This is a genomic window from Martinezella hainanensis, from assembly GCF_900094555.1.
GTDB lineage: Bacteria > Pseudomonadota > Alphaproteobacteria > Rhizobiales > Rhizobiaceae > Rhizobium > Rhizobium hainanense.
In genome coordinates this window covers 371,264-394,608 of record NZ_FMAC01000007.1, presented here as the reverse complement: position 1 = coordinate 394,608, position 23,345 = coordinate 371,264, and the positions used below count along the sequence as shown (strand labels likewise).

Here is a 23,345-nt window from a genome sequence, read left to right as displayed (position 1 = left end):
GATAGCGATTGGGACCTTTTCAGGAGGATCCCATGTTTCAGCGCCAACGTCTGCTTGTTTTCGTTAAAATCGCTATCATTTTCAGCAGCTTGTTGTTTTCCGCCCCCGCCTGGGCTGACCGTGTCGTGACCGATCAGATCGGCCGGCAGGTGCATATTCCCGATGCCGTCAACCGGGTCGTCATCCTGCAGCATCAGACGCTCAATATCGCCGTCCAGCTCGATGCAATGGACAAGGTGGTCGGCGTTCTCGACGAATGGAAGAAGCAGCTCGGTGCCAATTATGTGCGGCTTGCGCCGCAGCTGCCCAATCTGCCGATGCCGGGCGGACTCACCAAAGTGAATATCGAGGAGCTTTTGAAGCTGAAGCCGGATGTGGTCTTCGTGACCAATTATGCGCCGGCCGACATGGTGAAACAGATCGAGGATGCCGGCCTTTCCGTCGTGGCGATCTCGCTGCTCGATGTGCCGCCAGCAGAGGCCGTCAAGCTCAACCCCTCCGTCAAGGATGAGCCAGCCGCAATCGACGTCGGCTTTGCGACCGGCGTGCGCCTCATCGCTGACGTGCTCGGACGCAAGCAACAGGGCGAGGCGATGATTGCGGTTACCAAGAAGACCCGCAAACTCGTTGCCGATCGTCTTGCCGATATCCCGGCGGACAAGCGCGTGCCGGTCTATATGGCCAATCCGGACCTGACGACCTACGGCCGCGGCAAATATACCGGCCTGATGATGGAGCGCGCCGGCGCACGCAACGTCGCCAGTTCGATCACCGGCTTCAAGCAGGTGACGATGGAGGACGTGCTGACGTGGAACCCCGCCGTCATCTTCGTCCAGGAGCGTTATCCGGCCGTCGTGGACGAGATCAGGAAGGCTGCCTCCTGGCAGACGATCGATGCCGTCAAGAGCGGGCGCATCTATCTCATGCCGGAATATGCCAAGGCATGGGGCTATCCGATGCCGGAAGCCATGGCGCTCGGCGAGCTCTGGATGGCGAAGGAGCTTTATCCCGAGCGGTTCAAGGATATCGACATGCAGAGGCAAGCGGACGCCTACTACAAGGAATTCTACCGCACCGACTATCGCGCCGCGCAATGAGCGCGGTCGCTTTCAGCCGATATGGGTCTAGAGCAACGATCGCCACGTTGGCGATCCTGCTTCTGATCGTCGCCGTCGTTTCACTCGGCGTCGGCCGCTACGATATTCCATTCCTGCGCGTCGTGGAAATCCTCTGGTCGCCGATCTCACCGCCGGCGGTGCCCGTGACGGCGACCGAGACGAATGTCGTCTTCACGGTGCGCATGCCGCGTATCCTGCTGGCGTTGCTTGCCGGTGCCGGACTGGCGCTCTCGGGTGCGACGCTGCAGGGCGTGTTCCGCAATCCGCTGGTGGGGCCGCAGGTGATGGGCGTTTCGTCGGGGGCGGCATTCGGCGGCACGCTCGCCATCCTGCTAAGCTTCTCGCGCTACGGTCTGCTCGGTTCCGCTTTCGCATTCGGTCTTTCGGCGCTTGTTATCGTCTACGCGCTGAATGGCATTGTCGCGCGGCGCAATATCCTGGCGCTGGTCCTTGCCGGTGTCGTGGTGAGCGGCTTCTTCGGAGCGCTGGTGAGTCTCGTGCAATATCTCGCCGACACCGAAGACAAGCTGCCGGCCATGGTGTTCTGGCTGCTTGGCAGCTTTGCGACCGCCAATTGGGAGAAATTCTGGCTGATTGCAGCACCCGTCGTCATCGGCAGCCTGCTGCTGCTCGGTCTGCGCTGGCGCATCAATCTGCTGTCAATCGGCGATGAAGATGCCCGTGCCCTTGGTGTCAATGTCGAGCCGCTGCGCTGGCTGATCCTCGTGCTGGTCTCCTGCATCGTCGCCGCGCAGGTTGCCGTCAGCGGCATCATCGGCTGGGTCGGTCTCGTCGTGCCGCATATGGCGCGCATGCTGGTCGGGCCGGATCATCGCGTAATGATGCCGGCATCCCTGCTGATCGGCGCGCTTTACCTGCTCATCATCGACACCATCGCCCGGACCGCGACCAGCTCGGAAATCCCGCTCGGCATTCTGACTGCGCTGATCGGCACGCCGGTCTTCGCCCTGGTGCTCAGGCAAACTCAGCGAGGCGCGCGTGGTCTCTGATCCGGTCAAGCTGCGCATCGAAGGGGCGAGCCAAACCTATGATGGCAGGCGCTGGCAGTTCCGCGATCTTCATCTCGATCTCCGCGCCGGCCAAATCACAGCTATTCTCGGGCCGAATGGTCGCGGCAAGTCCACCTTGCTGCGCGTGCTCGCCGGGCTCTTGAAGCCGAGCGCCGGCAACGTCACGCTGAACCTACAGACAGGCTTCGTGCCGCAGGAGTTTTCCGGCTCCTTTCCCTATTCCGTGCTCGACGTGGTGCTGATGGGGCGTGCCCGTCACATCGGGCTGTTCCGGACACCGCGCAAGGTCGATGTCGAGAAGGCCATGGAGGCGCTTCATCTCACCGGCATGGCCGACTATGCGCCGCGCAACATCGAAGCGCTTTCCGGCGGCGAGCGGCAACTGGTGCTGATCGCGCGGGCGCTGGCCGGCGAAAACGCCGTGCTGCTGCTTGACGAGCCGGCCTCGGCGCTCGACCTCAAGAACCAGGATGTCGTGCTGTCGCTGCTCGCAACCCTTGCCGATCGTCAGGGATTGGCGATTGCCTTCACCACGCATCAGCCGAACCACGCGGTCGCCATCGCCGATAAGGTGCTGCTCATGCTCGACCAGGCAAGAGCCGTCTTCGGCACCACCGATGATGTGATGACGGAAGAGAATCTCGAGGCGCTTTATGGTATTCCCGTCCGCTCGGCGACGCTCGGCAGTGGCGAACTCATGGAGACCGCGTTCGTGCCGCTGTTCCGGCAACGAGACAGGAAAGGAAATCGCCCGTGAGCAACGCAGTTCAAGTCTTGTCCGCCGGCAGTCTGCGCCATGCCTTTCCGGCGATCATCGGTGCTTTCGGCCATGAATATGGTATCGGCATTTCGCTGACGCTGGGGCCTGCCGGACTATTGCGCGAAACGATCGAGGAGGGCGCCAGCTTCGACCTCTTTGCATCCGCCAACATGGCACATCCGCAGCGGCTTGTTTCGATGGGTCTTGCGGAAAATGCCGTCTGCTTTGCCCGCAATCGGCTCTGCGTGCTCTCGCGCGCCGATCTTGGTTTGACGACGGAGAACTTTCTCGCGGTTCTGTCCGATCCCGCCGTCGGCATCGGCACATCGACGCCGGGCGACGATCCGGGTGGCGACTATGCGTTCGAGGTTTTCGACCGCATCGAAGCCCGGCATCCAGGCAAGGGCGAGGCGATCAAGTCGCGGTCGCGGCAACTAGTCGGCGGGCGCAACTCGCCGCCGGCGCCGCCAGGCAAGGGCGGTGGCTATCTGATTGCCGATGGCGTGGTCGACCTGATGATGAGCTATTCTTCGAATGCGCGCCTGCTGGCAGGCGATCCGGCTTTTTTAGTGTCGTCGATATCCCCGACGAGTTTCAGCCGCTTATTGAATACGGCATGGCAATCCGAAGGGACGCGGATGACGAAACCCAATATCTACGAGAGTTTCTGCTGTCGGAGACCGGGCAGGAAGTTCTCGGCAAAGCCGGCTTTTCTCCGGTCGGCTGATCTGCAACACGCTCGTATCGGGGATCAACTCCTCGGGGGCGCGCTCGAGCGCAGATAGGCGTCGGCCTCGTTCTGCAGCCATTCGCAGAATAGTGCGGATTTCCGGTTACGGCGGGCGCGGCGCAGCGCGACATATTCGTGGCCGCTTTCCAGAAAGCCATAGGGCGCCATCAAGCGGCCGAAGCGGATATCGTCGCTGACATAGGGCCACGGGGCGACGCAGACGCCAAGGCCGGCGCTTGCGGCCTCCAACATGAAGTAGAAATGCTCGTATTCGACACGTTGCCCGGTGGCGACCGATCTTTCGGAGCGGGCCAGCCAATCACCCCATGCCCGCAACCTTGTGCGCGTGTGGAGCTGAGGCAGGCCGTCGAATGCGGGCGTCGACTCGAGATAGAGCGACGGCGCAAGCACCGCACCCGTCTGCTCCGGAAAAAGGGAAATGACGTCGGCACCAGCGGGCCATGGCGCGACACCGACCCGGATCGCCACGTCAAAGCCGTCCCGACTGAAATCGACGGGTTTTGACGAGGCCGACAGACGAACTTCTATGTTGGGGTATTTCGCCTGAAACCGGTAGAGGCGAGGGATGAGCCAACGCATCGTGAATGTGCCCGGACAGGAGACGTCGAGCTGACCGTCTTCGGTGTCGGCGACGGCGCGCACCGACAGATCCATCTGGTCGAACGCGGTCGTGAGCCCTGTCAACAGGGTCGTCCCGCCTTCGGTCAGTCTCAGCCGGTTCTTCGGCCCTTCGAACAAGGGAATGCCGAGTACGTCCTCCAGATGCTGGATCTGCCGGCTGACGGCGCTGTGCGTCACATTCAGCTCATCCGCGGCAAGCGTCATGCGTCCCAGCCGGCCGGCCGCTTCGAAGGCGCGCAATGCGTTCAGGGAAGGTATTCGTCTAGCCATGTGCATTTTCCGAACATTGACTGTTCGAACATATCGTTTTTCTTTCGAGAGAATAGTGTGTTTCTTGCCGACGAAACGAATGGACAATGTGAATACCGAACAATGATGCGGCAATGCAATGGCATTTGCGCAGGTGGCGAAGCTTTGTCCGAAAATGCCAAGGAGACTGGACATGCAAGGCAGACATCAGGACGGCAGCGCAGGCGATGCGAACTACGGCGTCATCGGATCGGGCTATACCAACTACCGCCAGCCCGACCCCCACATCGCCGAATTCATCCGCGCTGCTCTCGGCGATGCCAAGACCGTGTTGAATGTCGGCGCCGGGGCTGGTTCCTATGAGCCGATCGATCGGCAGGTGACAGCTATCGAGCCCTCCGCCTCCATGCGTGCCCAGCGGCCGGCGCATCTTCCTGCCGCGATCGACGGCACGGCCGAACAGCTTCCCTTCGCCGATCGGAGCTTCGACGCGGCAATGGCGACGTTCACGGTGCATCAATGGTCCAACCTCAAGCGGGGACTCGCCGAGATGCGGCGCGTCGCGCGCGGTCCCGTTCTGGTCCTAAGCTGCGATCCGGATCTGCTGGAGCGGTCTTGGCTGCATGCCTATGCACCGGAGATGATTGCTGTCGAGGCGAGACGTTATCCGGCTATGGATGTGATCGCGGCGGCGCTTGGTGGCGATGTGGACATCAAGGCAGTGCCTATCCCGCTGAATTGCGTCGATGGCTTCGGCGAGGCCTATTATGGCAGGCCGGAACGAATGCTCGATCCCGGCGCGCGGCTTGCCAATTCGGCATGGAGCTTTGTCGACGCCTCCGTCGGCGAGCGTTTTGTCGATGAGCTCGGCCGCGATCTCGCCGATGGATCCTGGGATCGCCGTTATGGCATCCTCCGCACACAGCCGTTCTTTGAGGGGTCGCTGCGGCTCATCATTGCCAGACCATAAGGAGAATGCCGTGAGAGACGAATTGCGCATATTGAAATCGTTGGCAGGGCCGTTTCCGGCGTTTGAAGCGGATTTGACGCCGGACGAGCCGCGAGAGTTGTTTTCAACCTGGCTGCGTAATGCCATCGAGGCTGAGATCAAGGAACCGCACGCCATGGTGCTTTCCACGGTCGACGCGAATGGCGTGCCGGATGCTCGTGTTCTCATCCTGAAAAACCTCGATCAGCGCGGCTGGCACTTCGCAACGACAGGCAGTGGTCCGAAGGGCCGGCAGATCGCCGCCAATCCTTCCGTGGCGCTCACCTTCTATTGGCCGCAGCTTGGGCGGCAGGTGCGGCTGCGGGGCATGGCGTTTCAGGCCGAAGCCCATGAGCGCTATGCCGATTTTCGTGCACGCGCGGCAGGCGCCAAAGCCGTCGCCTTGACCGAGCGACAGAGCGAGGTCCTCGGCTCGTCCCAGGAACTCGACGATGCATTGGCACTGCAGCATCGGCGATTGCAGGACGAGCCCGATCTCGTTTCTGCGAACTGGGCACTTTTCATCGTGATGCCGCATGAGGTCGAGTTCTGGCAGGGCGATAGCGAGCGGCGGCACCATCGCCTGCGATACAGGCGGGAAAAGGCGGGTTGGCTGAAGGAGCGGCTCTGGCCCTGATGGTGCCGGTTTGGATGACCGGGCTTGCCTGTTGGCGAAAGACGCACTAGCGTAATATTCGAAGAAATATAACGCTAGTGCTCATATGTCGGTTCTCCTCAATCATAAACGGCCCTTTGCGCTTCCGATTGTCGAACAGCGGCTGGATGAGCGGCCCGCTCTTTCGGCGGCGGCGGTCAGGACTCAGCGGCTGAAGACCTGGGAACTGCCGCCGATGTTCCACTGCTCCATCGTCGGCACATGCCTGACGACGACGGAGCTCCGGCAGGTACTGGCGAAAGTGGGCGATATCGATACGAAGGTGGCGACCGACCATGCCCTGCACAGCCGCGGTGTCCGGGCCGCCGGCCAGCGTGATATCGCCGCCAAGCTGTTGAACAAGGCGCTCGATCGCCGTCACGAGCGTATCCTCAAGCAGTTTGCCAAGCTTGCGACAACGACGGAGATCAAGGCGCAGTGGGACAAGGCTGTCGACGACGGCGATATATCAGGAGCCTATTGGGCGGCCATGAGCCACCCGGCCAGCGATCGTCCGCTGATGAATGATATTTTTGGCGAAGTGCACATGCTGTCGCATCTCGTCGGCAGCTCCAGCCGGCTTGATCTCGCGCGCCTGCGTCGGCTGCAATTGGATGTCGAGGCGAGAGATGAGAAGATTCTCCGCCAGGAAGTCCGCCTCCAGGCGGCGGCTCAAGACAACATCCTTTTGCAGAAGCGCATCGATGAATTGGAGGAGAGCCTGCGGCGCGTGCAGGCGACGGCCGGCGAAATCCCTTCTGCAAGCGCAGGGCAGCGCCAGGATGCAAGGCTGTCTGAGAAGCTGCAGGCAGCCGGAGAGCGTTCGGAAGCCTACGAGAAACGCCTTGCGCAGTCGGAAGCGAAGCTTGCTGAAACCCAGTCGCAGCTATCGTCTTTCGCAGACGAGAATCTGGCATTGAAGCGCGAGCTGGATCTGCTGGAGGCAACTATTGCAGCGGCTGCTGATCCTGTCATCGCCGGGAGTTCGACTCGGCATGAGACGCTGCTCTATGTCGGCGGTCGCCCGAACCTCTTCGACCGCCTGCGGAAGCTTGCCGAAGGGCGCAACATTGAACTCTTGTTTCACGATGGCGGTGTCGAGGACAATCTCTCCCTGTTGCCCGCGCTGGTCGGACGGGCGTCATCAGCCGTTTTCCCAGTCGACTGCATCAGCCATTCGGCGGCCGACATGGTGAAGCGGCTCTGCCGCGATAGCGACAAGCCGTATCTGCCGTTGCGCTCGGCAAGCCTGGCGAGTTTCGTTGCCGTCATTGCTGCGCCCCTGGCGGCGGAATGAAGACTGTTCACGTTTCGGTGTTCTCATCGGCATGTGTGTAACAAAACGGCCCTCTTTTCCGTAGTCCATAGCGACGGGACACGCCCCGTCGCCGAAGCAATATCGGACTTGGATGTCCTGTGAGCTCGGCTTGTCCGCTGAAGGAGAACGGTGCGATGCTGAACAGACGAGGAGTGCTTCTGGCAACGGTTCTTGGCGCCATCGGCCTGCGGTTGGGCTACGGCACGGCCGCTGCCAAAACCGCCGTGAATTTCCCTGTTTCTCACACGGATGAGGAATGGCAGAAGATCTTGACGGCGGACCAATATGCCGTCCTGAGGAAAGAGGGAACCGAGCGCCCCTTCACCAGCCCGCTCTTGAACGAGCATGGCAAGGGCAATTTCGCCTGTGCCGGCTGCAATCAGGATGCGTTTTCCTCGGCCACGAAATTCGACAGCGGCACCGGCTGGCCAAGCTTCTGGGCGCCGCTCGACGGCGCCGTGGCGACATCGCGCGATACTTCCTTCGGCATGGTGCGCAACGAAGTGCATTGCAGCCGCTGCGGCGGTCATCTCGGGCATGTCTTTGATGACGGGCCGAAGCCGACCGGCCTTCGCTACTGCATGAACGGCGTCGCCATGACATTCCATAGGGCCGCTGCCTGAACGATCAGAGACCGAACGATGCTTCTATTCATCCTTGCTTATCTCGGCGGCGTCCTGACGATCGTCAGCCCCTGCATCCTGCCCGTTCTGCCATTCGTCTTTGCGCGGGCGGGCCAGCCCTTCCTGCGCAGCACGCTGCCGCTGCTGGTCGGCATGGCAGCCACCTTTGCGGCGGTCGCGACGCTTGCGGCCTTCGGCGGCGGCTGGGCCGTAACGGCCAACGAATATGGGCGCTATGCGGCCATGGCGCTGCTTGCGGTTTTCGGCATCATTCTTCTCTTTCCATCGCTGTCCGATCGTTTGACGCGTCCGCTCGTCTCGCTCGGCGCGCGGCTGTCGCAATCGGCTGATCGTGCGAGCCGCAACGGTGGGTCGACGATTGTTGCATCGCTGTTGCTGGGTGTGGCGACCGGCCTGCTCTGGGCACCCTGCGCCGGTCCCGTGCTCGGCCTCATCCTGACGGGAGCCGCGCTGCAGGGGGCAAGCGTGGGTACGACATTGCTGCTGCTCGCCTATGCGCTGGGGGCTGCCACATCACTTGCGCTTGCGCTTCTGATCGGTGGCCGGGTCTATCAGGCGATGAAGCAATCGCTTGGCATCGGCGAGTGGCTGCGCCGCGGCGTCGGCGTTGCCGTGCTGGTCGCTGTCGTCGCAATCGCCATGGGGCTCGATACCGGCCTGCTGACGCAGGCGTCGCTTGCAAGCACGGCATCACTTGAACAGAACCTCATCGACCGTTTCCACGCCCAAGACCCGAACAAGCCCTCATCCGTCGTCATGAAGAGTGATGGCGGTGCGATGATGAGCGCGACAAATACGGCGATGATGAACGCAAAGCCTGACGGAGCGGCCGGCAACGGTTCCATGACGGCGGCCACGGCACAAAAGCCTGCTGTCACACAGCTGCCGGTCGAAGGTCCCGTTCCTCCATTCGATGGCGCGGTGCAATGGCTGAATTCGCCGCCGCTGACGGCTACCGGCCTGAAGGGCAAGGTCGTGCTTGTCGACTTCTGGACCTATTCCTGCATCAACTGCCTGCGAGCGATACCCTATGTCGAAGCATGGGCGCAGAAATATAAGGATCAGGGCCTCGTCGTCATCGGCGTGCACGCACCGGAATTCGCCTTCGAAAAGAACGTCGACAATGTGAAGAAGGCCATTGCCGATCTCGGTATCACCTATCCGGTTGCGATCGACAACAATTATGCGATCTGGCGCGCCTTCGACAACGAATATTGGCCCGCCCATTATTTCATCGATGCACAGGGGCAGGTGCGCCATCATCATTTCGGCGAAGGCGATTACGATCAATCCGAAAGGGTGATCCAGCAGCTTCTCGCGGAAGCCGGCAAGAGCAATGTTGCCAGCGACATCGTGAACGTCAAGGCGACGGGCGCGGAGGCCGCCTCCAACGAGGCCGACGTCCAGTCACCGGAAACCTATGTCGGCTATCTGCGGTCGCAGAATTTCGTCGACGATGCCGGCACGGTCAACGATGCGTCCCACGATTACGCTGCCGCGACGCCGAAACTCAACGAATGGGGCCTTGCCGGCAACTGGACCGTCGGCCCGCAGGAGGCGACCTCAAACAGCGCCGATAGCCGGCTCTACTACCGTTTCCATGCGCGCGACCTGCATTTGGTGCTTGGACCATCGGCGGACGGAAAGCCGGTGCGCTTCCAGATCACCGTCGATGGCAAGCCGCCGGGCGACGGCCATGGCGTCGATACGGACGCAAACGGCAATGGCGTGGTGACGGGGCAAAAGCTTTACCAGCTCGTTCGTGCGAGTGGCCCGGTGTCGGATCATACGTTCGAGATCAAGTTTCTCGACCCCGGCGCCCAGGCCTATGCCTTCACCTTCGGCTGAGGAAACGGTTTAGCTTTCCTCGTTCGCGTACTTGGCCGCGCAAGGTAGACAAATTAGGGGCACTATCCTCAGCGATGGAAGGAAGGTCGGTCCTCTCAGATGCCGAGATCGAGCTGGGACTGTGCTCCAGCGTCGTCGCTCTCTTGGTTCGTCAAAGACGAAAGTGTGATGCCGAGCAGCCGGATTGGCCGTGCGAACGGGTGGACGGTCGCCAGAAGTGCGGATGCTATCTGGAGGACTTCGTCCATGTCGGCAACCGGATAGGCGCTTGTCCGGCTGCGCGTCGCCTGGGTGAAATCCGAATATTTGATCTTCACGGTCACCGTCTTGGCGCTGATGCCGCCTGTTTCGCAATAGCGCCAGACCTTTTGCGCAAGCGGGCGCAGTTCCGCCGTCGCCAGCGCGAGATCGTCGATATCCTCGGCGAACGTATCTTCCGCACCGATGGATTTGCGAACCCGGTCGGGTTTTACCTGCCGTTCGTCGATGCCGCGGGCAATGCCGTAAAAATAGGGACCGGCCTTTCCGAAATGCTCCTGCAGAAAGGCGAGGGATTTCGACTTCAGGTCTAGCCCGGTTTCGATCCCGTATTTGTGCATCCGTTCGGCTGTTGCCGGCCCGACGCCATGGAACTTCTTGACGGGAAGTGTCTCGACGAATGCCGGCCCATGTTTCGGCGTGATCACTGCCTGGCCGTTCGGCTTGTTGAGGTCGCTTGCCATCTTGGCGAGGAACTTGTTGTAGGAAATACCGGCCGAGGCGTTGAGCCCGGTGACTTGCTTGATCTTCGTGCGGATCTCCAGCGCGATCTCGGTGGCGATGTCCATGCCCTTGAGGTTCTGGGTGACGTCGAGATAGGCTTCGTCAAGCGACAGCGGCTCGATCATCGAAGTATATTCGGCGAAGATCTCGCGGATTTGCTGCGATACCGCCCGGTAGACGTCGAAGCGCGGCGGCACGAAAATCAGGTCCGGGCATTTGCGCTTCGCGGTGACCGAAGGCATCGCGGAGTGAACGCCGAAGGCGCGGGCCTCGTAGCTTGCGGCCGCCACCACGCCGCGGGCCGCGGACCCGCCGACCGCAAGCGGCTTGCCGCGCAGCTCCGGATTGTCTCGCTGTTCGACCGACGCATAGAACGCATCCATGTCCACATGGATGATCTTTCGGACGGGGCTTGAGCTCGTGTCGTTCATGGCGGTCTCGGTCATCACACTGCAGTTCCAGCACGGGCCTTCAATTGTAGAAGCTGAAACAAATGCAGAACATATCATCCTGCATGACGATATCAAACCGGCTCTGTTGCCGTGCCGGAGAGAGGCAGGGAAATCGCCGCATGCCAGCCATGACGTGGACGCCACCTTGAGATGCGCCCGCGGCTTCCTATCTCTAGTCGGTCCCCACACGGAGCCTCAAGATGGGCCAAATCGCAACCGATCCGCTTTCCGACCTGCATATGGAGATCCTCCCGCCTGAGCGCGACGAGGAGTCCCGTGCGGACGGCATCGCATGTCTTTGCTGTCGAAGGACGCGATCGGCGCGGAAGATGGATGAGGACGGCTGCGGCATATGCGACGAATGCCTTGCGCCATGACGGACCAGGCGCCGCAGCTGCTGCCGGCCGAATTGTCTGGATTCGAACATGCGCTTGCGACGCTACCTGACGGCTATTCGGAGGGGCGTTTTCAAGGTCGCCCCTGGGGTGTGACGGTCAAGCGATCGGCCGATGGGAAACGGGTGTGGCTTTACGGTGAAGAGCTTGGCGGGGCCGACATCGTCAGCTTCAATCTCTATGTGCTATCCGGAGCAAGCCTCACCCTCAAGCCTTGCGAAATGGCCTCATCGAAGGTCGTGGATTTCGTGTTGGGTTTCAGGCCCGCTTCGACGCGACGCCCGGCATAAGCGCGAAGCTTTGCCGGGCGGGCAGCAACTCGCCCTGTCTCAGCGGGTGGAGAGCGGCGGCGGGGGCGGCTGTGTGGTCGAGCCTGGACCGAGCGAACGCTGGACCATCACGGTATCGGCCCAGCGACCGTAACGATAGGCAACTGCCGGCAACAGGCCGACCCGAGCGAAGCCGAAACGTTCGTGCAAGGCGAGAGAGGCGGCATTGTCGGCATCGATATAGCCGATCATCTGACGGAACCCGGCAGCCGCACAGGCGTCGATCAGCCCGCGCATGAGCAGGCTGCCGACGCCCTGGCCGACATGGTCGTGATGCACATAGATCGAGTGCTTGACCGTGTAGCGATAGGCCGGGCGCTTGCGGAACAGCACCACATAGGCATAGCCCACGACCTTTTCACCCTCGATCGCCACCACATGCGGGAAGCGGCGGTCCTTCAAATTCTTGCGTCGCTCGCGCAGATCGTCGGGCTGCGGAGTGTCGCTATCGTCCACCCCGGCCTCGACGCCACGGTGAATGTGGCGGCGATAGATTGCCAGCATGGCATCGACGTCGCTCTCCCGGGACGGGCGAACGATGATTGTTTTATCCTGCTTCATGTCCGAACCTGAATTTCCAAGCCTATTCCGCGACGACGTAGGTATAGAGCCGGATTTTGCCGGATGCATCAATCTCGCGATAGACCCCCTGGATTTCCACCTCGAAGCCGGGGAAGGTATTGAAGCAGGTCTCGAACATCTTCAGATAATCGATCATCGGCTGGGCCTGCTCCGTCAGGCGTTCGCCGGGCACGATCGTCGCGATTCCCGGTGGATAGACGACGAAGGGCGTGGTTGCGATGCGGCCGGCAATGGCGTCGATCGGCAGATAGTCCACATCGTTGCGAACGAGGCATCGTGCGGCATCGTGCGGCGACATGGCGATCGGCGGCAGGTGGTCGGCGGAAAACTGCTTTGTCTGCAGCGCACTGACATCGGCCTGGCGGAAGAAATTGTGCATTTCAGCGCAAAGGTCGCGCAGACGCACGCCTGCATAACGGCCAGGCCGGCGACGATAGAATTCCGGAATTGCCTCTTCCAGCAGCGCATTGTCGTCGTGAAGCTTCTTGAAGGCGACAAGGCCGCTGATCAGGGTGCCGGCCTTGCTGGCCTCGACACCGGGGGTGAGCAGGAACAGCAGCGAATTGAGATCGTTCTTTTCCGCAACAATGCGGTTTTCACGTAGATATTGAGCAACCACTGGCGCGGGTATGCCATGCTCCGTGTATTTGCCACTCACCCGGTCGAAACCGGGGGTGAGCAGGGTCAGCTTGTTCGGATCGGTCATGGCAAAGCCCGATTCCATTCCGGAAAAGCCGTGCCATGCTGCATGGGGCGTCAGATGCCAGAAAGCGGGATTGGTGGCGAGCTGGTCAGTTGCGACGCTCTCCCACGCTACGTCATGCACGGCGCCCGGGCTTGACACATCGGGGATCGCGACGCGATCCGGCACAAAGGGCTCGAAGAACCAGCGTCGCTCGGGGCGATGTTCCTTCTCCTCGAATTCGCGGCGCACGGCGCGGATCTTCTTGCGCAGTTCGATGCCGAGGCGGATCGTGTCGTCCCAGAGCACCTCGCCGGAGCGTCCCTTCATCATCTGCGCGCCGACGTCGAGCGAGGCGAACAGCGGATAGAAGGGCGAGGTCGAGGCGTGCTGCATGAAGCTTTCGTTGAAGCGGCGGTGCTCGACGCGGCGCTTCTGGCCGGTGATGTGCCGATCCTTCATGTGGATCTGCGAAGCCTGCGAGAAGCTTGCCAGCTGCTTATGGGTGGATTGGGTAGCGATGATGCCAGGCGCATCCGGGCCGAGGTCGGAAAGACCCATGGCAAAGCGCCCGGCATAGAGCGGATGGAACTTCATGAAGCCGGCCCATGCCTCGTCGAAGAGGATGTAGTCGCATAGATGGCCGATGCGCTTGAGGATCATCTCGGCATTGTGGATCGTGCCGTCATAGGTGCACTGTTCCACGACCGCGACGCGGAACGGGCGCGGCTTCTTGTAGGCTTCGGGATCTTTCACGAGCGGGTGCGTGCGAATGCGCTCGCGCAGGGCGTCCTCGTCCATGGTTGCGAAATCCATGGGGCCGATCAGGCCATAGACGTTGCGTATCGTCGGCAGGTAGACCGGAATGCCGCCGGAGATCATCAGGGCGCCATGATGGGCGGCCTTGTGGTTGTTGCGGTCGAACAGCACGAGATCGCCGTCGGTGACGAGGGCTGAAAGCGCGACCTTGTTTGACGTGGAGGTGCCGTTCAGCACGAAATAGGTCTTTTCGGCGCCGAAGATCTTGGCCGCTTCCTTCTGCGCGGCGAGTGCCGGACCCTCATGGGTCAGAAGATCGCCGAGATCGAGCACGGAATTGTCGAGGTCGTCGCGGAAGACCGCTTCGCCGAGATGCTCCATGAAGACACGCCCGATCGGGCTGCGGCTATAGAAGATGCCGCCATTATGGCCGGGGCAGGTCCAGAGATGGTTGCCCTCTTCGGCATAATCGACCAGCGCGCCGAAGAACGGCGTCTTCAGCGTCTCGGCATATTGCTTGAGCCGGCTGATGAGGCTTTTTGCGATGAAGGCAGGCGTTTCTTCCGACAGAAAGACATAGCCGTCGATGAAGTCGAGCACCTCGACCGGCACGTCCTCGAAGCGCTTGCGGCGGATCAGCAGGATGATGGGGAATTCGAGGCCGCGCCGGCGCATGAGGTTGATGAGGGAGGCCGTCTTGCCCTCGAGCCCCTTCTTGCCCCAGTCGACCAGCATGCAGCCGATGGCGGCGTCCGTCTGCACTGCGATCTCGGCATCTTCGAGATTGCGCGCACGCACCACCTCGAAGCCGGAACGTTCGATCTCCTCGACGATCTGGTTGTAGCGGGCGCCTTCCAGATCCTCATTGTCGAAGGTTGGCGTTGCGAACAGAAAGTTGAAACGTCTGAAATAATCCATGTCGATACCCGCTCCTGATTTGGCATGAGGTGTCGGCGTATTTCATGACATGGATGTGACAGAAAAGAGGACGCGCCAAACCCTATCGACAGGCATCGCCGATCAGGTCGCCGGTCTGCAGTTTCATGCTGGATCGCAGCTGCGGAATTTCTGGATTTATGGCAGCTTAGTGAGCAGCCACGGTCCAGAAATAATAGGCAAGCGGGATGGCGAGAAGGTACATGCCAATGGAGACCTGTCTTGCTTCGCCGGACAAGACCTTGACGATGACGTAGAACAGCAGTCCACCGGCAATACCGGTGCCGAAGCTGTTGGAAACCAGGGTCAGCAGGACCATCATTAGGGCGGAAAGACCGTCTGAGAAATTCTCCAGATCGACGCGCTTCAGCGCGCTGAACATCGACATGCCGACGAGGATCAGGGCGGGTGCCGTGGCCGCTGCCGGAATCATCAGCGCGATCGGGGTAAAAAGCAAAGTCAGGGCAAAAAGGGCTGCGGTGGCAAGCGAAGCAAAACCGGTGCGGCCACCGGCTTCTGCGCCGGTGGCGCTCTCGACGAGAGCCGTGGCCGAGGGAATGCCGAGCAGCGGGCTGATTGTTGCGGCAATCGAATCGACAAGGAACGGCTTGCCCAGATCCGCCATGTTGCCCTCCGCGTCGACCAGGCCGGCCTTGGCACCAACGGCAAGCGTCGTGCCCAGGGTCGAGAAGAACTCGGATGCGAAGAAGGCAAAGAGATAGGGGAAATATTCTACTTTCAGCGCCCCGAAGAAATCGAGCTGGAGGCCGATCTCTGAGATGCCATGCGGGGCACCGAAGAGTGTTGCAGGCACCTTGGTAACGCCAAGCGGAATGCCGAGCAGCGTGCTGCCCAGAATGGCCCAGAGGATCGGTCCCGGCACCTTGCGCCCACGCAGAAAGACCGCGAGGAAGATGCCGAAGACGGCAATGATCGCCTGTCCCGAGTTGAACGAGCCAAGCATCAGAGCGTGGCTCTTGGCGTTGATGTCGACGAGGCCGGCATTCTTGAATCCAAGAAGCGCGATGAACAATCCGATCGCTGCGCCGAGGCCGAGTTTGATCTGGGCCGGAACCATGCGGGCGATGACCTGGCGTACGCCAAGCACCGTCAGCAGAACGAAAATGACGCTCGACCAGAAGGAGATCGCAAGACCTGTCTGCCAGGGGATGTGTTCCACCGCCGCCATCGTCGGCCCCACCAGAACCGATCCGCCGATGCCCGGCCCCACAACGAAGGGCATATTGGCATAAAGCGCCATGAACAGGGTCGCGCCGATGATGACGAGAATGGTTGCCGTCGTTGCCGCAGCGCGGTCGATACCTCCCGCAGACAGAAGCGAGGGGATCACGACGAGAAGATAGGCCGACGCCAGGAAGGACGTCATCCCGGCAATGATTTCCGTCTTTGTATTGGTCCTACGCTCACGCATGCGAAAGTAAGTCTTCCACCGCGGTTCGGATGTGTCGCCCGGCTGCCCGACATTCGTATTTGAGGTCATTGCGTATATCTCCTAAGTCGGCAAATGCTGCCGTTTGGCAGGTGACCTCAATTTTGGCTTGTAGCCAGAAGCGGTCTGATTTCCTGGGTGGTTCCGTCGGTCAGTCCGAGATCGGTGACGTGCGGGCCGGGGTTGCAGGCAAGGCTTGCCCCGACGACTGCCTTGAAGGTGCGAATGGGCGGCATCCAGTCGGCGATCGAATCGGCTGCCGCGCGCAGCCTGGCGAAATCGTCGGCCACCGCTGTTGCAGGCGCATCCGACAGCAATCCGCAGACGGGCAGGCGGAGGACGGCCGTGACCTTGCCGTCGGCTGCCGTCGCCATGCCGCCGCCGGCCTCGATGACGGCATTGGCCGCCGCAGCCATATCGGCGGGATCGCGGCCGAAGACGGTGAGGTTATGGCTGTCATGCGAAATCGTCGTCGCCAGGGCGCCACGCCAATGACCCCAGTCTTCGAGGATGCCGATGACGGGTGTCGGGTCCTTCCTTCCGTGCCTGTGGATGACGGCCATCAGGAGCGTATTGTCAGGCAGTACGAGCTTGCCGCCGTCCACCTTGACGACCGCCTCTCCCCATTTCGTGAAGCGCGGACTGACGACGGTGTTGACGCGTACCTCGGTCGCGCCCGGCAGTTTGATCGCGAAGTCGGCGGCAGAAAGCCGTTCTAGCTTTACGGTGTCGCGATAGGCATCCGAAGCCACGCTCCTGCTGCTTCCAGTAAGGTGCCCGTCTCTGGCAACTTCGCGCCCGGATGCATAGACGCGGTCAACCACGATCTTTTCCAGATCGGAGAGGATGACGATGTCTGCACGGCGACCGGGCGCGACCAGCCCCAGATCGTAGCGGTTCAGCCACATGGCGGCATTGAGCGTGGCGGCTCGCACCGCATCGATCGGCTTCATACCATAGCCGATCAGACGCCTGAGGACGGATGACATCGCGCCGTCGTTTACGAGGTCGTCAGGGAAAACGTCATCGGTGCAGATCGTCAGTGTTTGCGGCAGATGCGGCAGTTTTTTCAGCGCCTCGATCACACTCGGCAGGACATAATCATGGGAGCCGCGCAACTCGACGGTAAAGCCGGCTCGCAATTTCGCAAGCAGGTCCTCGCCCGAGGTGAGCTCGTGATCGGATTGGATGCCTGCGGATGCGAAGGCTTGCAATTCCGCGCCTTCGAGGCCGCGGGCATGGCCGCAGACACGCTTGCCGCTTGCAAGTCCGGCTTCGACGATGCCGCGCATCGGCTCGCTGCGCTCAAGGACGCCGCGCATGTTCATCACTTCGGCGACGCCGGAAATGTCCGGCCAGCTCAGCATGGTTGCCATTTCGCCGGAGCGGAATTCCGCGCCCGCAAGCTCGAGACCGGGCGCCGAAGGGACGCAGGACGGCGCCAATGTCAGGAAACGCAGCGGCAATTGCCGTGTTTCCTCAAGTGCCCATCTGATACCGTCGAGGCCGGCGACGTTGCCGATTTCATGCGGGTCCCAGCAGACCGTCGTCGTACCCTGGGGAACGACCGTTTCGGCATATCGCCTTGGTGTCACCATCGAGCTTTCGACATGCATATGCGTGTCGATGAATCCGGGCGTGATGAATCGTCCCGAGGCATCGACGATCTGCTTTGCGTCGCTCCTGGTGCCGGAGGGATGAACGCTCGCGATCAAGGGACCGACAAGGCCGATGTCGGCCGGCCTCATCTCCGAGGTCGCGACATCGACCAACGTTCCGCCGGTAATCAGCGCATCGAACGGCTCAAGCCCCAGTGCCGCCCGCACGGCACGATCGCGCAGTTCGGACGAATTGATATCTTGGGGTTCATTCGGCATGTTTGCCTCCCTTGGCAAATGCGGATGGGCGAGCGGTCGACTGCCGCACGACAAGTTTCGTCGGGAATATTCCGCTGGTCCCGGTTTCCCCGGCAACGAAGGCGAGCGCGTGGTTCGCGACCGCTTCCAGGTCCTGCCGGACTGTCGTGAGCGGCGGAGAGACGATTTGCGCCCACATCAGATCATCGAAACCGGTGAGCGACATGTCTTCCGGAATGCTGCAGCCCCTTTCCTTGACGGCGATAGCAAAGCCGATGGCGAGGGCGTCATAGGCGGCGGCACAGGCCGTAAAATGCCGCAGATCGAGCTCGCGGCCGAGGATGCTGCCTGCTTCGAAAGTCGCATCGCTGTGTTGCAATGCCGGTTCGACCCCGGCCTGGCGGAAGACTTCGCACATGCCTTCGACGCGCTCGCGCGCCACCAGCGAATTTTCAGGACCGGCGAGGATAAGAAGCCTCTCATGACCAAGCGCGAGCAGATGGCGGGCAATCAGGCGCCCGCCCTCGCGATGATCGCTGGCAGCGATATTGCCTGTTGTGGCGGCGCTGTCGATGACGGCAATCGGAACATCCGCCTGCGTAATGGTCGTGCCGCGCGTCGGTATCACGATCAGCGCATCGACGCCGCGGGCGACCATGTTTCTGATTTCGAAGTCCTGCTGTTGCGGATCGCCCTGACTGTCGCCGATCAAGACGGCAAGGCCGCGCCGTTTGGCTGCCCGCTCGATGGCCTGGGCAAAGGCAGGAAACAGAGGTTGCCCGATGTTCGGAACCAGCAGGCCGACCGTATTGCTCTTGCCGGTGCGCAGCGCGCGTGCCGTATGGTCAGGCACATAGCCGAGCCTGTCTGCTTCCAGCCGAATTTGCTCCGCAAGGCCTGATGATACCCGCCCCGTGCCGCGCAGGGCATTCGAGACCGTTGCCGTGGAGACACCCAGCTTGGTTGCGATTTCGCGAATGGAAGAGGGGCGTGCCTGGCTCATTCAAGAGTCCGCTCTGGTTTCCTTGATTAAACGATTAATCAAAGCAACGTGCTTTTGCAAGAGTATCTTTGCGGCGCGCGGATGAAGCACGGTCTGCCGTATTGGCGACTGCTCAATTTACGGATGACGAAGGGCGTCAGGCCGATCGGAGTGAGGCGTCAGACCGCGACCAGATGATTGGGAGAGACCGTTCGATACTCGCGCGGCTTGACCAGGTAATCGACCGGCCGGATCGGGCTCTTCAATTCGTCGCCGGCTGCCATGCGCTTTTCGCGCCTGCGGTCGGGGTCCGGTACCGGAACGGCCGCCATCAGCTTCTTCGTGTAATCGTGCTGCGGATTGCCGAAGACGGCGGCACGCGGACCAATCTCGACGATTTCGCCGAGATACATGACGGCGACGCGATGGCTGACACGCTCGACCACGGCCATGTCGTGGGAGATGAAGAGGAATGAGAGGTTCAGGCTCTGCTGCAGGTCGAGCATCAGGTTGATGACCTGCGCCTTGATCGACACGTCGAGCGCGGACACGCTCTCGTCGGCGACGATCACCTTCGGCTGCAATGCCAACGCGCGGGCGATGCAGATGCGCTGGCGTTGACCGCCAGAGAACTCGTGCGGATAGCGGCTGGCCATGTCAGGCGTCAGCCCCACCTTATGCAGCATGTCGGCGACCACGTCCCGAGCTTCCCTTGCCGTACCCATCCTGTGTTCGAGATAGGGTTCGGCGATCGCCTGGCCGACGGTCATGCGCGGGTTGAGCGAAGCGAAGGGGTCCTGGAAGATCATCTGCACGGATTTGCGCATCTCGCGCATGTCACGTTTGCCAAGCGAGAGCACGTTGCGGCCGTCGACGATGACGGAGCCGGATTGCGGCTCGATCAGCCGCATGATGGCGCGCCCCGTCGTCGATTTGCCGCAACCGGATTCGCCGACAAGCGATAATGTTTCGCCGGCAAAGAGATCGAACGAGACGTCTTCGACCGCATGCACGCGGCCTCTGAGCTTCCCGAAGAGGCCCGAATGGATGTCGAAGCGTTTGATGAGGTTCTTTACCTGCAGCACCGGCTTTTCCGTTGCTACCGTATCCGGCACCTCGACAGGCGTATCGGACTCTCCCGTCTTTGTATTGACGATCGGAAAGCGGAGCGGCCGCTCATAGGCCTGCATCGAGCCAAGCACGGGCACGGCCGACAGCAGAGCGCGGGTATAGGGATGCTGGCCGCGGTGGAAAATGTCCGCCGTCGCGCCTGTCTCCACCTGCTCGCCGCGATACATGACAACAGTGCGATCGGCGATCTCGGCGACCACGCCCATGTCATGCGTGATGAACAGGACGGAGGTTCCTTCCTCGTCCTGCAGCATCTTGATGAGATCGAGGATCTGTCCCTGGATCGTGACGTCGAGCGCCGTCGTCGGCTCGTCGGCGATCAGCAGTTTCGGCTTCGAAGCGAGCGCCATGGCGATCATGACGCGCTGGCGCATGCCGCCGGAAAAGCGGTGCGGATATTCGTCGAAACGCGAGGCGGCCGACGGGATGCGGACTTTCTCCAGGAGCCGGATCGTCTCGGCCTTGGCGTCCGCCGCCGACATATCCTTGTGGCAGAGCAAGGCTTCGGAAATCTGGTCGCCGATAGTGAAGAGCGGATTGAGAGAAGTCATCGGCTCCTGGAAAATCATCGACACATCGTTGCCGCGTACCTTGCGCATCTCATGCTCGGGGAGCGAAAGCAGGTCACGCCCTCCGAGCATGATCCTGCCTTCGATGCGGCTTGAATCGCTTTGCAGCAGTCGCATGATCGAGAGCGAGGTGACGCTCTTGCCTGAACCGCTCTCGCCGACGATCGCCACCGTCTCGCCCGGCGCGACCGAGAAGGAAACATTGCGCACGACAGGTTTCCATGCGCCATCCAACAGGAATGAGGTGGTGAGGTTCTCGACGGAGAGGATAGGTTCGGCGGCTCCCGCGGCCTTTGCCTGCGACATGCTCATGCTCGTTTCCTTCTTGCGATCCCTACCACAGCTTTAGTCTGGCCAGTTCAGCACGCCGTCGAAGCGATGCCTGCTGCGGTTCTCGATCGGCGTCGCGATGATCTCGTTGGAGGCGCGCGCCTTGTCGAGTTCTTCGGCAAGCCGGGTCGCGACGATCGTCTCCTGGCCGGGGTGCAGGTTGCACGGGTCGAGATAGAAATAATGGTGTTCCACCTCATGGTCCCGGACGATGACAGGCGGGTTGCCGCGGCTGAGTGCTGCTGCGAGATCCCAAGCGCTGATATGCGCCTCGGGCGCCGAGATGATGACCCGCATGCGGTCGAGCGGGTTGTTGGTGGGATCGGGCTCGATCAACGCGGTGACGCCGGGGCGGCCGTCCAGGGTCCGCTTCCACAGGTTCAGATAGCCGGTCTCGCGTTCGCGGATGCCGGCGTGGTCGCGCTTTTCCCAGGCCTCCAGCGCCGCCATGGTGCCATAGACGCTTTCCTTGCCGACCTTCATGCCGCGCCCGATGCCCATATTCTGCAGGAAGGCGTTGCGCACCAGCTCCTTCTTGCCGGCGACGATGCCGGAGGTCGGGCCGCCGAGGAACTTATGGCCGGAATAGAGCACGATGTCGGCGCCCTGCGCCAGGAAGAGCTTCAGGTCATATTCCGAAGCCGCATCGACGATGACGGGCACGCCCTTGGCATGGGCAATCTCGACGAATTCGGTGAGGTGCAGCAGGCCGTAGTTGACCACATGATGGGATACCACATAGACGGCTGCCGCCGTTTTCTCGGTGATGGCGTTTTCCATGTGGAAGCGATGGGTCGACGTCGCCTGGCCGATCAGGACGACCTTGCCGCCGGCAAGGCGGATTGCCTGATCTACCGGCGCGCCATAGCTCACCACATGGCCCATCTGCACGATAACTTCGTTCTTGTCCGGGGTGACATCAGGCAGCTTCTCTATGGCAAGCAGGTTGTTGCCGGTGATGGCGCCGGCGACGGCGAGGCTGATGCCCGAGGAGCAGGACGCCGTCACGAAGCCCGCCTCGCCGCCTGTCAGCCGCGCGATGATGGCGCTTGCCTTGCGCTGCAGGTCGTTGACTTCAACGAATTGCGGCAGGATCGCCGCCATTGCCGCAACGGCTTCGGGCACGACGATCGACGCGCCGAGGCTGGTCATGGTGCCTGATACGTTGATGACGGGCCTCAGGCCGATCTTGCTGCGGATATCATCGGACATTCTATCTCTCCAAAGTGACGACTGACTGCCGATTGCCATCGACAGCTATACCATAGTAATGTAATAGCTTCTCGAAATCTCGTGAGGAGCGTTGATTTGGACGCCAAGACCCTACCCGCCGCACCCCCTGAAGACGTTGATTCCACGGGGGAAACGGAAGCCAAAGGCGTACGCCGCTCGCGCGTAAGCGGCATCGACCGCGCGCTGCAGGTGATCGATTATCTCTACGAAACCGGCGCACCGGCTGGAGCCTATGCGATTGCCAAGGCGATCAAGGCGCCTCTTTCGACCGTCTATGTCATCATCGATGATCTGGTCGAAAAGAACATGCTCGGCCGCAATGCCGACGGTTCCGTCTGGCTCGGCGCGCGTCTTTATCATTACGGTCTCGCCTATGCCCGGTCGCTGGATTTCATGAGTGTCGCCACCCGCGAAATGCATGACCTTTGCCGGCAGGCGAGCGAGACCGTACAAGTCTGCGGCCGCGACGGCGACAATATGCTGGTGCTGGCGATGGCGGACGGACCAAGTCATTTCCAGGTTGCCTCTCGGGTCGGAACCCGCGTGCCGCTCAACTGGACGGCCTCTGGCCGACTGCTGGTCGGCCACTTGCCGGAAGACGAGAGGATCGAACTTTTCAAGCGCTGTGCTCGCACCTCGCCGACCGGTCGGGCCGAGGTCGATGCCCGCGTGCTTTCCGATGCTGCGGGCAAGGCGTTTGAGGAGCGCTTGTCGGTTCAAGTGGCGGAGTCCGATTATGCGGTTGCGTGCATCGCCTCGCCGGTCGTTGACCGGGACGGCCAATGTGTCGCGACCATTTCGATCGTGCTGCCCGAACAGAAAGTCGTTTCCGACGGCAACCATTATGGCGAGCAGGTGCGCGCGGCTGCCGAGCGGATCGAAAAGCTGATGGGCTGGCGCAACCACTGAATTCG

At 61.5% G+C, this 23,345-nt stretch carries 20 protein-coding genes and 1 pseudogene; 12 read left to right on the top strand and 9 right to left on the bottom strand.

From position 1 onward, the window contains the following. Nucleotides 1-32 precede the first annotated feature (32 nt). From GA0061100_RS23200 to GA0061100_RS35475, 5 genes and pseudogenes are all read left to right on the top strand, one after another. Nucleotides 33-1,097 carry an ABC transporter substrate-binding protein gene (locus tag GA0061100_RS23200; protein ID WP_075855083.1) on the top strand — a complete coding sequence of 355 codons (1,065 nt, stop codon included), beginning with the start codon at nucleotides 33-35 and terminating at the stop codon, nucleotides 1,095-1,097. Continuing rightward, a complete protein-coding gene (locus GA0061100_RS23195) occupies nucleotides 1,094-2,128 on the top strand; it encodes a FecCD family ABC transporter permease (protein WP_075855082.1) in 1,035 nt (344 codons plus the stop codon). Before GA0061100_RS23200 ends, GA0061100_RS23195 begins: the two co-directional genes overlap by 4 nt. After that, nucleotides 2,118-2,906: an ABC transporter ATP-binding protein gene (locus tag GA0061100_RS23190; protein ID WP_075855081.1), complete on the top strand. Its 789-nt coding sequence runs from the start codon at nucleotides 2,118-2,120 to the stop codon at nucleotides 2,904-2,906. Before GA0061100_RS23195 ends, GA0061100_RS23190 begins: the two co-directional genes overlap by 11 nt. Continuing rightward, nucleotides 2,903-3,421 (top strand): annotated as a pseudogene (locus tag GA0061100_RS23185) (substrate-binding domain-containing protein); the annotation flags it as partial. The gene GA0061100_RS23190 and the pseudogene GA0061100_RS23185, both read left to right, overlap by 4 nt. 104 nt (nucleotides 3,422-3,525) lie before the next feature. Beyond that, entirely contained in the window at nucleotides 3,526-3,636 is a 111-nt protein-coding gene (locus GA0061100_RS35475) for a hypothetical protein (RefSeq protein WP_425298700.1), read from the top strand. 24 nt (nucleotides 3,637-3,660) lie between these two features. On the opposite strand, the gene GA0061100_RS23180 is transcribed toward GA0061100_RS35475, so the two are convergent. Continuing rightward, nucleotides 3,661-4,551 carry a LysR family transcriptional regulator gene (locus tag GA0061100_RS23180; RefSeq protein WP_075855080.1) on the bottom strand — a complete coding sequence of 297 codons (891 nt, stop codon included), beginning with the start codon at nucleotides 4,549-4,551 and terminating at the stop codon, nucleotides 3,661-3,663. Between the two features lie 172 nt (nucleotides 4,552-4,723). Between GA0061100_RS23180 and GA0061100_RS23175 the strand changes: the two genes are divergently transcribed. The 5 genes from GA0061100_RS23175 to GA0061100_RS23155 all read left to right on the top strand — a co-directional run bounded on the left by GA0061100_RS23175 (nucleotide 4,724) and on the right by GA0061100_RS23155 (nucleotide 9,983). Then, nucleotides 4,724-5,500, top strand: a complete 777-nt coding sequence (locus GA0061100_RS23175; RefSeq protein WP_075855079.1) for a class I SAM-dependent methyltransferase — start codon at nucleotides 4,724-4,726, stop codon at nucleotides 5,498-5,500. 10 nt (nucleotides 5,501-5,510) lie between these two features. Next, a complete protein-coding gene (locus tag GA0061100_RS23170; RefSeq protein ID WP_075855078.1) occupies nucleotides 5,511-6,155 on the top strand; it encodes a pyridoxine/pyridoxamine 5'-phosphate oxidase in 645 nt (214 codons plus the stop codon). Nucleotides 6,156-6,240: 85 nt separating this feature from the next. Beyond that, the gene (locus GA0061100_RS23165) at nucleotides 6,241-7,470 is read left to right on the top strand and encodes a DUF2325 domain-containing protein (RefSeq protein WP_075855077.1); all 1,230 of its coding nucleotides are present in this window, start codon (nucleotides 6,241-6,243) and stop codon (nucleotides 7,468-7,470) included. Between the two features lie 155 nt (nucleotides 7,471-7,625). Next, nucleotides 7,626-8,114, top strand: coding sequence for a peptide-methionine (R)-S-oxide reductase MsrB (msrB, locus tag GA0061100_RS23160; RefSeq protein ID WP_075855076.1), 489 nt, complete (start codon nucleotides 7,626-7,628; stop codon nucleotides 8,112-8,114). 18 nt (nucleotides 8,115-8,132) lie between these two features. Next, nucleotides 8,133-9,983, top strand: a complete 1,851-nt coding sequence (locus GA0061100_RS23155) for a cytochrome c biogenesis protein DipZ (RefSeq protein ID WP_075855075.1) — start codon at nucleotides 8,133-8,135, stop codon at nucleotides 9,981-9,983. Between the two features lie 95 nt (nucleotides 9,984-10,078). On the opposite strand, the gene dinB is transcribed toward GA0061100_RS23155, so the two are convergent. Further along, nucleotides 10,079-11,176, bottom strand: a complete 1,098-nt coding sequence (gene dinB, locus GA0061100_RS23150) for a DNA polymerase IV (protein WP_075855139.1) — start codon at nucleotides 11,174-11,176, stop codon at nucleotides 10,079-10,081. A 382-nt stretch (nucleotides 11,177-11,558) separates the two neighbouring features. Here dinB and GA0061100_RS23145 point away from each other — a divergent pair, with 382 nt between their 5' ends. After that, nucleotides 11,559-11,882, top strand: coding sequence for a hypothetical protein (locus GA0061100_RS23145; protein WP_075855074.1), 324 nt, complete (start codon nucleotides 11,559-11,561; stop codon nucleotides 11,880-11,882). Between the two features lie 39 nt (nucleotides 11,883-11,921). On the opposite strand, the gene GA0061100_RS23140 is transcribed toward GA0061100_RS23145, so the two are convergent. From GA0061100_RS23140 to GA0061100_RS23110, 7 genes are all read right to left on the bottom strand, one after another. Then, nucleotides 11,922-12,482, bottom strand: coding sequence for a GNAT family N-acetyltransferase (locus GA0061100_RS23140; protein WP_075855073.1), 561 nt, complete (start codon nucleotides 12,480-12,482; stop codon nucleotides 11,922-11,924). A 22-nt stretch (nucleotides 12,483-12,504) separates the two neighbouring features. Beyond that, nucleotides 12,505-14,862, bottom strand: coding sequence for an Orn/Lys/Arg family decarboxylase (locus GA0061100_RS23135; RefSeq protein ID WP_075855072.1), 2,358 nt, complete (start codon nucleotides 14,860-14,862; stop codon nucleotides 12,505-12,507). A gap of 166 nt (nucleotides 14,863-15,028) precedes the next feature. After that, a complete protein-coding gene (locus GA0061100_RS23130; protein ID WP_075855071.1) occupies nucleotides 15,029-16,381 on the bottom strand; it encodes an NCS2 family permease in 1,353 nt (450 codons plus the stop codon). A 47-nt stretch (nucleotides 16,382-16,428) separates the two neighbouring features. Then, a complete protein-coding gene (locus GA0061100_RS23125; protein ID WP_075855070.1) occupies nucleotides 16,429-18,207 on the bottom strand; it encodes an adenine deaminase in 1,779 nt (592 codons plus the stop codon). Further along, nucleotides 18,197-19,189: a LacI family DNA-binding transcriptional regulator gene (locus GA0061100_RS23120; RefSeq protein ID WP_075855069.1), complete on the bottom strand. Its 993-nt coding sequence runs from the start codon at nucleotides 19,187-19,189 to the stop codon at nucleotides 18,197-18,199. Before GA0061100_RS23120 ends, GA0061100_RS23125 begins: the two co-directional genes overlap by 11 nt. Before the next feature lie 158 nt (nucleotides 19,190-19,347). Further along, on the bottom strand, nucleotides 19,348-21,180 hold the full coding sequence (locus tag GA0061100_RS23115) for an ABC transporter ATP-binding protein (RefSeq protein ID WP_075855068.1): 1,833 nt from the start codon (nucleotides 21,178-21,180) through the stop codon (nucleotides 19,348-19,350). 33 nt (nucleotides 21,181-21,213) lie between these two features. Next, the gene (locus GA0061100_RS23110; protein WP_075855067.1) at nucleotides 21,214-22,410 is read right to left on the bottom strand and encodes an aminotransferase class V-fold PLP-dependent enzyme; all 1,197 of its coding nucleotides are present in this window, start codon (nucleotides 22,408-22,410) and stop codon (nucleotides 21,214-21,216) included. A gap of 96 nt (nucleotides 22,411-22,506) precedes the next feature. On the opposite strand from GA0061100_RS23110, the gene GA0061100_RS23105 reads away from it, so the two are divergent. Further along, nucleotides 22,507-23,340, top strand: coding sequence for an IclR family transcriptional regulator (locus GA0061100_RS23105; RefSeq protein WP_075855066.1), 834 nt, complete (start codon nucleotides 22,507-22,509; stop codon nucleotides 23,338-23,340). Nucleotides 23,341-23,345: the final 5 nt, after the last annotated feature.